The following is a 10,777-nucleotide window of genomic DNA, read 5'->3' on the forward strand; positions in this document are numbered from 1 at the left end:
TTTAAATTGCGGAACTGAACACGACCGAGATGAAAATGCTGCTAAAAATATAAATAAAGCCGGGATAGGTCATTGCCACGGCTCTAAACGGACGCAGAGACAGAATAAGACTAGCAACGGTTAGCGTCAGTCAGTGAAGCGTCAAGTGTTTCCCCGCTCCTTTAGGACGGTGAGTATGTCAAGGAGGCTGCTTTCATCAGCAACTAAGCGACATTGAATTGTAATAACGCTCATAGTGTCTTTGATTTTTTTACCTTCCCTAATTATAGCGCAATGACGTAATGACGCAATAGCGCAAATGATTTTTTTCTCAAAGACTGTGCAAAAATAAAAACCGCAAGCCAAGGCTTTAAAATTAGGATGACAGAAGAAACTAGAGAAGTGAGGGGAAGAGTCCCTAAAGACATAAAAATCGCCTTTGAAATTGCCTGTGCGCGGCTGGAAGTGACGCAAACTGCGGCTTTAGCAGAGGCCATAAAAGATTGGTTACAAAAAAAAGATTCCCCTAGTGGTGGTAAGTCACAGGGGAGTTAAAGGGTTATGCTTATAGTAAAGTGAGCGATCGCATCATCTCACAATTCCCAACAATCTCAGACATTCCACCATCCTCACCCTTGACATAGTGCCATTGCCAGTGCAATCTGTTTTAGTATTACGTTCCGCTTACCTGAAATGTGGATATAATAGGCAGATCAATAACAGACGCATAATGAAAGAACATCACCAACTCTCCAACTTCATTTGGCAAATTGCTGACTTGTTACGGGGTCCTTATCGGCCACCGCAATACGAGCGTGCAATGTTACCAATGACGGTGTTGCGTCGCTTTGACTGTGTGCTTGCTTCAACTAAACCCCAAGTATTAGCAGAATATCACAAACGGAAGGATACTTTTAAGGATGAAGCCCTGGATGCAATGCTTAACAAAGTAGCAAAGCAGCGTTTTCATAATCGTTCAGAACTAGATTTTCAGCAGCTTAAAGGTGATCCTGACAATATAGATCAACATCTTATTAGCTATATTAAAGGTTTCTCAAAAAACGTTTATGAAATTTTTGAGAAATTTGAATTTACTGCCGAAATTGAAAAGATGCGCGAGGCTAATATTCTTTATCTCGTAGTTTCTAAATTTTGTGATATTAATCTCCATCCTGATGCTGTTGATAATATCGGTATGGGGTTGTTATTTGAAGATCTAATTCGCAGATTTAATGAAGCAGCTAATGAAACAGCAGGTGATCACTTTACACCAAGAGAAGTGATTCGCTTAATGGTAGATATTTTGTTTGATCCTGATGATGATATTTTAACTCAACCAAGGATTATTCGCAAACTACTTGATCCCACTTGTGGTACTGGTGGAATGCTGGCAGAAGCCCAAACCTATTTACGTGAGAATCATTCAACTGCAACATTATATGTATTTGGGCAGGATTTTAACCCCCGTGCTTATGCTATTGCTGCTTCAGATTTATTATTAAAAAGTAATGAAAAAAGTGATATTCGTTATGGTGATTCATTAATTAATGATCAATATTCTGGTGAACATTTTGATTATTTTTTAGCTAATCCCCCCTTTGGTGTGGACTGGAAAAGACAACAAAAAGAAGTACAACGGGAAAGCGAAAAATTTGGTTTTGCTGGTAGGTTTGGCGCAGGTACACCACGAGTTAATGATGGTTCTTTGCTATTCTTACAGCACATGATTAGTAAGTTTGAGCCATATCAACCAGAAGCGGCGAAAAATGGCTCACGTTTGGCTATTGTTTTCAATGGTTCACCTTTGTTTACTGGTAGTGCGGGTAGTGGTGAAAGTGAAATTCGTAAATGGGTGATTGAAAATGACTGGCTAGAAGCGATTATAGCTTTACCAGAGCAAATGTTTTATAACACTGGTATTGGTACTTATATTTGGATTGTTACTAATCGCAAGCAAAAACACCGTAAAGGTAAAATTCAATTAATAGACTCTCGCTCTCGTTGGCTACCCATGCGCCGTAGTTTGGGCGATAAACGCCGTTATATGGGTGAAGAAGATATTGCGGCTGTGGTGCGGGACTATGGGGAATTTGAGGAAAGTGAAACCAGCAAGATTTTTGATAATGAAGATTTTGGTTATCATCGTGTTCCCATTGAAAGACCGTTACGTTTGCTCTACCAAATGGATGTGGAACGCAAAAGCAGATTTTTAGATGCTGTTCCTCACTTGTTAGATGATGTACAAGCAATAGATAGAGAATTAGGAAGAGAACCCCGTCCTAATTGGAGTGAGTTTGATAAGTTGATGAATGCTTTAATTAAGCAGCGTGGTAGTAAATGGAAAAAGGCAGAAAGTAAGCTGTTTAGAGATGTGTTTACAGAGCGTAATGTAGAATCTGAGAGAGTTATTTTCAAAGAACGTAAAGCAACTAATGAACCTAATGCCCGTGTTTGGGGTTGGTTTCGAGATGCTAAGGGCAAAATTGAGCGGATGTATGAGCCAGATACCCAATTAAGAGATTTTGAAAATATCTCTTTAACAAATGAAATTGTGGATTATTTTTGTCATGAGGTTGAACCGCACGTAAATGATGCTTGGGCAGATGGTGATAAAATTCGCAGTGCTTATGAGATTAATTTTAATCGGCATTTTTATAAGTACACTCCTCCGCGACCTTTGGCTGAAATTGATGCTGATATTAAGCAAATGGAGGAAGAGTTTATGAGTTTATTACGTGAGGTGTTAATTTGAATGGTACACAATTTTATTCAGCAGATTACTGGGGTGAAATACCCCAAGATTGGCAATTTATACCTATTAAGTATGGGTTTAATTTGATTGGGAGTGGAACAACACCACCTACAGGACAAGAAGAATACTTTGGCGGTTCTATACCTTGGGTTACTACATCAGAACTAAGGGAAAATTGTATTACCTCTACCACACAAACAGTTAGCGAACTAGCAGTAGCAGAATTTTCAGCGTTAAAAATATTCCCCAAAAATACAGTTTTAATTGCAATGTACGGTGCAACTATAGGACGAGTAGCCATTCTGGGCGTACCTGCTTGTGTTAATCAGGCTATCTGTGCATTAGCAGAACCGATTTGTTTTGAGCCTCAATATGTCTCATACGCTCTTCAAGCATCAAGAGACTATCTATTGAGTCTTGCAAGCGGTGGTGGTCAACCCAATTTGAATGCAGAAAAAATTAAATCGCACTATATACCTTGTCCGTCACTATCTGAACAACAAGCGATCGCAAATTATCTTGATCATGAAACTGTCAAAATAGACAAACTCATTTCAGCTAAAGAACGTCTGCTTGATTTACTAACAGAAAAACGTCAATCCTTAATTACTAATGTTATCACTTGTGGGTTAAATCCTGATGTTCCTATGCGTGATTCTGGTATTGAATGGATTGGAAATATTCCACAACATTGGGAAGTAGAACACCTAAAATATCATATTGCCAAAATTGAGCAAGGTTGGTCCCCACAATGTGATAACTTTCCTGCTGATGAAGATGAATGGGGTGTTCTTAAAGTCGGTGCTGTCAATGCTTGGGAATTTAATCCTGACGAAAATAAACGTCTCCCTACGGATCTCAAACCACTCACAGAATACGAAATCAAACCTGGTGATATTCTCATCAGTCGAGCAAATACCACTGAATTAGTAGGAAGTGCTGCGCTAGTTGATCAAGTTCGTTCTAAGTTAATACTTTGTGATAAATTATATCGTTTAAAAATGTACGGGAATAGACTTTACCCTGAATATCTAGTTTTTTACTTGCGTTCAATAGCTGGACGATTTGAATTTGAACGTGATGCAACAGGCGCTAGTAATTCTATGCAAAATATTTCACAAGAGATAGTAACAAACCTTTGGATTCCAATTCCACCTATAGATGAACAAAATCAAATTGTTGATCACATCAAAGCTAACGTTTTAAAGCTAGATAATTTGACCGTTGCAGCAAAGCGCACTATCGAACTTTTACAGGAGCGTCGCACCGCACTAATTACAGCAGCAGTTACGGGACAAATTAAAGTGACAGCCTAATATACTTAGTCAATATTAGTCAATATTTATTTTTCACTTCACTTAATAAATCAATTCTTTAAGAAAAGTAAAATTTAATTGATACATGATCCCAATATGCTGTAATGGCTATAAACTGTTAAAGTCAGCATATCGCTGTACTAATTACAGTAAAAATTACTGAACAGATTGCTGTGACAGTATTATAACCATGGAAATTAAATCTCTGACTCTCACTCAATTTCGTGCTTTTGAGCAAGCAACCTTTGAGTTTCAACCGGGTATGAATCTACTCGTTGGTATTAACGGTGTAGGCAAATCTAGTGTACTTGATGCTTTGCGGATTGCAATGTCAAGAGTTTTACCCCAATTTACTGTGTATCAAGATAAACGCATTAACTTTGAAGTTGATGACATCATGACGGGGCGAGATCAACTTGCTGTTGAGCTTAAATTTCAAGCGTTTGACATTCCTTTTATCTGTAATGTTACTAGGGGCAAAAGTCATAAAGTTGAACTTAAGCCCAATAACCAGAATATTCTCACACCTTTAAAAAATGCTGATGAACAACCACTGGTAGTTTATTTTTCTACACGCCGTTCTGTACCTATTGAAAAAGTGCTGAATCAGAAAAGTAGTACGGGTAATCATTCTGCTGCTTTTGCAGAAGCATTAATTCATAGAATGCTGCGTCTTTGCGAATTTGCCGAATGGTGGTTAGTACAGGATGCTCTTTTGGATGAAGAGGCAAAATTTGCACAGTCACGCCTTAAAGTAATGGCAGACGTTGTGACAAGGTTTTTAGACTGGTGTACTAATTTACGTGCGGTTGCTGAACCCAAGACTACATTACTTCTTGATAAATATGGAGAAACTATAGACGTTAAACAACTTTCAGACGGTGAGCGTGGTTTATTAGCATTGGTACTAGACCTAGCAAGAAGGCTTTGTCAAGCAAATCCCTACTTAGAAGATCCCCTAGAAAATGGTAAAGCCGTTGTTCTAATTGATGAACTAGACTTACATCTACACCCACGCTGGCAACGAAACATTGTATACAAACTAACTGAAACATTTCCCAGTTGTCAGTTCATAGCTAGTACCCACTCACCATTTATCATTCAATCGCTTGTTGATGGTCAATTAATAAATCTTGATCCAAAAAGTTTTGAAGCAGAATACGCAGATAAAAGTATTGAGGATATTACTGAAGATGTAATGGGTGTAGAGATGCCACAAAAGAGTGAGCGGTATAAAGAGATGATGAGAGTAGCTGAAGACTACTTCCGGCTTTTACGCACTACACAACCATCTTCACCCGAAGAACAAGAAACTCTAAAGCGTCAGCTTGACGAGTTAACAATTCCATTTAGTGATGATCCAACGTACATGGCATTACTCAAGGTTGAACGCGAAACTATTCTTGGAAGAGACGATCATGCGCCCAGTTGATAAAGGTTCTGCGGCAATTACTTATTCTAAATACCAGGATGCCCAGAACGATTTAATTGAAAGAATTGGCGACTATTGCAGTTATTGTGAACGCCAAATAGAAACTAACCTTGCAGTTGAGCATATTCAACCCAAATCAAAAGTTCCAACTCTGTGTAATGAGTGGTCAAATTTTCTACTTGGCTGCGTGAACTGTAATTCTTGTAAAGGAGATCAGGATATTGACCCTGATGAGTATTTTTGGCCTGATTCCGATAATACCTCTCTAGCATTTGATTATCTTGCGGGTGGCTTAGTTGTAACTCATCCTGCTCTAAATTCTATAAATCAATTAATAGCTCAAAGGACAATAGAAACATTTGGTCTAGATCGAGACCCTGGAAATCCAAATAAGAAAAAATGCCCAACTCCTAAAGATAAGCGTTGGCAAAAACGAAATGAAATTTGGAATCTTGCACAAACTCAATTAACAAGGTTACAAAGTGAGGATACGCAAAACATACGCGAATTGATAGTTGAACTCGCTATAAGTCGGGGATTGTTTTCTATATGGATGAAAGTTTTTGAAAAAGATCCAGATATGCGTTGTCGCTTAATTAGTGGCTTCAAAGGTACAGCCTTAGATTGCTTTGATATTTCAGGTTTAGCTATTAGCCGACTGGGAGGAAGATTGTGACTGTAATTTCGCGTTATGGTGAAACAGCATTTGAAAGCGTGATTGAAAATCACCTTCTCAGTCATGGCTATGTAAAAATTACAGATAAATTCGATCGCACTCGCGCCCTATTTCCCAAGATAGCGATCGCATTTATCCAACAAACTCAACCCAAAGAGTGGAAAAAACTAGAAGCACTGCACAAAGAAAAAACAGGTGAACAAGTCCTCACAGACCTGTGTAAATGGCTGGACAAATACGGCTTACTACATACCCTACGTCATGGGTTTAAATGCTACGGTCGCACCCTGCGGATAGCTTACTTCAAAGCTGCTCACAAACTCAACTCAGACTTAGAAACCCGTTATGCTGCCAATTGTGTGGGTATCACCCGACAACTAGAATACAGTGAACGGGAAAAAAAACGTTCCCTTGACATCACCCTCAGTCTTAATGGTATTCCAGTTATCACCCTAGAGCTAAAGAATCCCCTCACAGGGCAAACAGTAGAAAATGCCAAACAGCAATACTGTAAAGACCGTGACCCCAGAGAAACTATCTTTGAGTTTAAACGCCGCACCTTAGTACATTTTGCCGTTGATACCGAAGAAGTTTGGATGACAACACGCCTAGCGGCAGAAGCTACCCACTTTTTGCCCTTTAACAAAGGATACGATGGCGGGGCAGGTAATCCACCAGACACAGCAGGACGTAATTACCGCACAGCTTACCTGTGGGAAGAGGTCTTACAACGGGATAGTTTACTTGACCTGTTAGCCAGGTTTCTACATTTACAAACAGAAGAAAAACGAGACGATGATGGGCGCAAATTCAAAAAAGAAACCATGATATTTCCCCGCTATCATCAACTTCAGGCTGTGCGGTTATTGGTAGATGCGGCTAAGGGTGAAGGTGTAGGACAAAATTATTTAATTGAACATTCAGCCGGAAGCGGTAAAAGTAATACCATAGGCTGGCTGACTCATCGCCTTGCATCTTTATACAATGAACAAAACCAGCGTGTTTTTGATAGTGTCATAGTAATTAGCGATCGCCGCGTCCTTGACCAGCAATTACAAGACACCATTTATCAATTTGAACACCGTCAAGGGGTTGTAGAAAAAATTGACGATAACTCCCGACAGTTAGCGCAAGCCCTAGAAAGTGCCGTTCCCATCATCATCACCACCTTACAGAAATTCCCCTTTGTCACACGCCAATTAATCAAACTAGCAGAAGAACGCAACGAAGAAAGTAGCGGTATTTTGCCTACCCGTCGCTTTGCTGTGATTATAGATGAAGCACACAGTTCCCAATCAGGGGAAACCGTCACCGAGTTAAAAGGGGTATTAGGCGGACAAGCATTGCAAGCAGAAGCACGTAACCGCGCCCAAGAGGAAGGACTAGAACATTTAGAAGAACTTTTCCGCAATTTAGTTAAACGTTCCCATCAATCTAACTTGAGTTTCTTTGCTTTTACAGCCACACCAAAACATGAAACTCTCAAATTTTTTGGTCGTCAAGGAGAGCCTTTTCATCGCTACACCATGCGTCAAGCCATAGAAGAAGGCTTTATCCTAGATATTTTGCGGAATTACACCACCTATAAAGTTTACTACAACCTAATTAAAGCCAGTAACAACGATCCCAACGTCGAACGCAAAAACGCAGCCCGTTCCCTAGCTCGTTTTATGCGTTTACACCCCCATAATATTGCCCAGAAGACAGAAATAATGGTGGAACACTTCAACACCTTTACCCGGCATAAAATTGGTGGTAGAGCCAAAGCAATGGTAGTAACTAGCTCTCGCTTAGAAGCAGTGCGCTACAAACAGAGTTTTGATAAATACATCACAGAAAAAGGCTATGCGATCAAAACACTGGTAGCTTTTTCTGGTGTAGTCACAGACGACAAAATTAAAGACAAAACCTACAGTGAAGAGGAAATGAATCAAGGCATTCGAGAGAAAGAATTGCCAGAACAATTTGCTACTAATCAATATCAGGTTTTACTCGTAGCGGAAAAATATCAAACTGGTTTTGATCAACCTTTGCTACATACTATGTATATTGATAGGCGACTGTCAGGTATTCAAGCAGTACAAACCCTTTCTCGACTCAATCGCATTCACCCCAGGAAAGAAGATACATTTGTCTTAGACTTTGTGAACGACTGCGAAGAAATTCGCCAAGCATTTCAGCAGTTTTATGAAGGGGCAGAATTAGGAATAGAAGCAGATCCTCAACAACTGTACCAACTCCAAAGCGAACTTGAGGCTTTAGGAATATATCTACATGAAGAAGTTGAAAGGTTTTGCGAAATTTATTTTAAACCGAAACAGCGTCAAAGTCCGGCTGATCATCAAGGGATGAATGCAGCACTAGATCCAGCAGTTGATCGCTTTCGTGCTTTTAATAACGAGAAACCAGAGGAAGCGAAAGTTTGGCGGAAAAAACTCACAGCTTTTCGGAATTTGTACAGTTTTTTGAGTCAGATTATACCCTACCAAGATTCTGATTTAGAACGACTTTACATTTTTCTGCGTTATCTATCATCTAAATTGCCACGTCGTCCCCAGGAAGCGCAGTATGATTTTGATAGCGAAGTCCAGCTAGAGTATTACCGTCTCCAGAAAATTAGTGAAGGTTCAATAGAGTTAAGGAAAAGTAATGCTCATCCTCTGGATGGGCCAAAGGATATTGGAACAGCTATTGCTAGAGAAAATACTGTTAAATTATCACAGTTAATTGAGATTATTAATAATCGTTTTGGAACTGATTTTAACCAAGCCGATCAATTATTTTTTGATCAAATTGTGGAAACTGCTGCAAGTTCCGATGAATTACAACAAGCTGCACGGGTAAATTCTGCTGATAAATTTGGTTTGCTTTTTAGTCAGATGTTAGAGTCTTTGTTTGTGGAAAGAGTAGATCAAAATGAAGTGATTTTTGCCCGTTATATGAATGATAGTGATTTTCAGAAGGTGGTTGCAGATTGGTTAGTTAGGGAAGTTTATAAGAGGATAACTAAGAGTGGATAAAATTATAAGATTTTTCCAAATAAAAACAAAAAGAGAGCGTTTTCACGTCTATTTCTTGCTGTTTTTAAATTTCCTAATCACGCTTTTGCCGTTTAGCCATCGTTGCAAAAGGCAGGAAACAATGAGAACATTCCCCTTGTACCCAATCTGCGGGAATAGAAAAAGGAGTTTCACAATTAGTACACTTTATTAATAAACGTAAATTATGGCGATGCCTTTGGCCGGCGTAGCCATCGCATCTAATTTTATCCTTTAACTGCCACTCCATCCTATGACAAGGAACTTCGGCATAGCAAGCAGCACATAACCTAATTGGTCTGGGTTTCATCGTCATTCCCTGAAATGGGAGCATTTCTATTAACCTATCAGCATTAACTCCCACCACAGAAGCCAAAGCTTCCAACTCCTGTCGAGTAGGAAAAGGATTGAAATACAACTTTTCCCAACGTAAAATAACTGCACCGAGTCCAGTCAATTTACCCAACTGGCTAGAGGTTAAATAATTTTCTCGGCGAAAACGACCTAAGAAATGACTTAAACTTTCTCCATCCAGGGGTTCTACCTCAAAAAAACGAGGTTCATCCGCAGCAATTTCCATTATTCAAACCAATCTAAAACTTCAGTTAAAGTCTCTTTATCTATTTTCTTCAATCCTTTTCTCAAAGCTAAAATTGAAGCTCTTCTCAATACCCGATCTACTAAACCAATTTTTCCACTGGTTTTTTGATACAAAGGTAATAAAGTTTCATTTCTTGTCAGATTAGAAGGGAGAGGCAAACATAAAACCTCTTCTTCCCAAATTTTTACTAATTCAGAAAATCTTTTCTCTGATACTAATGGTAATCTATAACATTCTATAAATCGATCATGAATGTAAGGCTCTTTTTTAATTAGATTATCCAAACCATCCGTACCTACAAGAACAATGGAAATTCTCAGCAAGTCGTAAATTCGGGCAATTTCACTAAAAGTATTCAACTTGAGAAAATTTGCTTCATCAATAATTAGCATTTCCACCTTAGATTCTTTGAGTAGTCTTTGTACCCGTCTTCTGATATCAGTAAGTTTTCCCGTAGTTGACTCATACTTTAAACTTTCCAGAATCAGAACTAATAATTCACCCGATGAGCAATCTCCTGGAACTTGCATATACAAAACAGGTACAATATCTTTTTTCCCTCCTCTTTTTTGTGGCTTATTTAATAGTCTATATACATCACAAGTAACCGACTTACCTGCTCGTGGAGGTGCAACAATGCGACCACATTGTTTAGAAAGACGCAACCCATCTAACCAATCATGGATTTTTTGTATATGCTCTAATTCCACAATACTGGGAGTCAGGAGACGTTCAATTTCTGGCTGTAATTCCTCTGGAATTGGTTCATGTCCCCATAAATTTTGTACCCATTTCTGCCAATAATCGTCTTTCATAATTTGTGTTGTTTGGATAGGTATTAATAAAATTAATCTGTGAATTGAATTAAAACCCACATTCCGCACCCTGAACTGTCACAGATCAAAAAAGCAGAGATAGTAGTACATAATAACTAACGATCAATTAAAGAGAAATAAGCTTAATGAGAATACATATCATTAAAA

General features: G+C 38.8%; 8 protein-coding genes. 6 read left to right on the forward strand and 2 right to left on the reverse strand.

Annotated features, from left to right (window positions below):
- Positions 1 to 360 precede the first annotated feature (360 nt).
- The 6 genes from H6F62_RS19830 to H6F62_RS19855 all read left to right on the forward strand — a co-directional run bounded on the left by H6F62_RS19830 (position 361) and on the right by H6F62_RS19855 (position 9,175).
- Complete coding sequence (locus H6F62_RS19830) at positions 361 to 534, forward strand: hypothetical protein (protein ID WP_190372791.1); 174 nt, start codon at positions 361 to 363, stop codon at positions 532 to 534.
- A gap of 175 nt (positions 535 to 709) precedes the next feature.
- Entirely contained in the window at positions 710 to 2,731 is a 2,022-nt protein-coding gene (locus tag H6F62_RS19835; protein ID WP_190372792.1) for a class I SAM-dependent DNA methyltransferase, read from the forward strand.
- On the forward strand, positions 2,728 to 4,047 hold the full coding sequence (locus H6F62_RS19840; protein WP_190372793.1) for a restriction endonuclease subunit S: 1,320 nt from the start codon (positions 2,728 to 2,730) through the stop codon (positions 4,045 to 4,047). Before H6F62_RS19835 ends, H6F62_RS19840 begins: the two co-directional genes overlap by 4 nt.
- 190 nt (positions 4,048 to 4,237) lie before the next feature.
- Positions 4,238 to 5,479: an AAA family ATPase gene (locus H6F62_RS19845; protein WP_190372794.1), complete on the forward strand. Its 1,242-nt coding sequence runs from the start codon at positions 4,238 to 4,240 to the stop codon at positions 5,477 to 5,479.
- Positions 5,466 to 6,155, forward strand: a complete 690-nt coding sequence (locus H6F62_RS19850) for an HNH endonuclease (RefSeq protein ID WP_190372795.1) — start codon at positions 5,466 to 5,468, stop codon at positions 6,153 to 6,155. The genes H6F62_RS19845 and H6F62_RS19850 overlap by 14 nt, the downstream gene beginning before the upstream one ends.
- Complete coding sequence (locus H6F62_RS19855) at positions 6,152 to 9,175, forward strand: type I restriction endonuclease (RefSeq protein ID WP_190372796.1); 3,024 nt, start codon at positions 6,152 to 6,154, stop codon at positions 9,173 to 9,175. Before H6F62_RS19850 ends, H6F62_RS19855 begins: the two co-directional genes overlap by 4 nt.
- Positions 9,176 to 9,248: 73 nt before the next feature.
- On the opposite strand, the gene H6F62_RS19860 is transcribed toward H6F62_RS19855, so the two are convergent.
- Both H6F62_RS19860 and H6F62_RS19865 read right to left on the reverse strand, forming a co-directional pair.
- A complete protein-coding gene (locus H6F62_RS19860; protein ID WP_190372797.1) occupies positions 9,249 to 9,773 on the reverse strand; it encodes a TniQ family protein in 525 nt (174 codons plus the stop codon).
- Positions 9,773 to 10,609, reverse strand: a complete 837-nt coding sequence (locus H6F62_RS19865) for a TniB family NTP-binding protein (RefSeq protein ID WP_137909566.1) — start codon at positions 10,607 to 10,609, stop codon at positions 9,773 to 9,775. The genes H6F62_RS19860 and H6F62_RS19865 overlap by 1 nt, the downstream gene beginning before the upstream one ends.
- Between the last annotated feature and the right edge of the window lie 168 nt (positions 10,610 to 10,777).

The organism is Anabaena sp. FACHB-1391 (assembly GCF_014696755.1).
GTDB lineage: Bacteria > Cyanobacteriota > Cyanobacteriia > Cyanobacteriales > Nostocaceae > Dolichospermum > Dolichospermum planctonicum.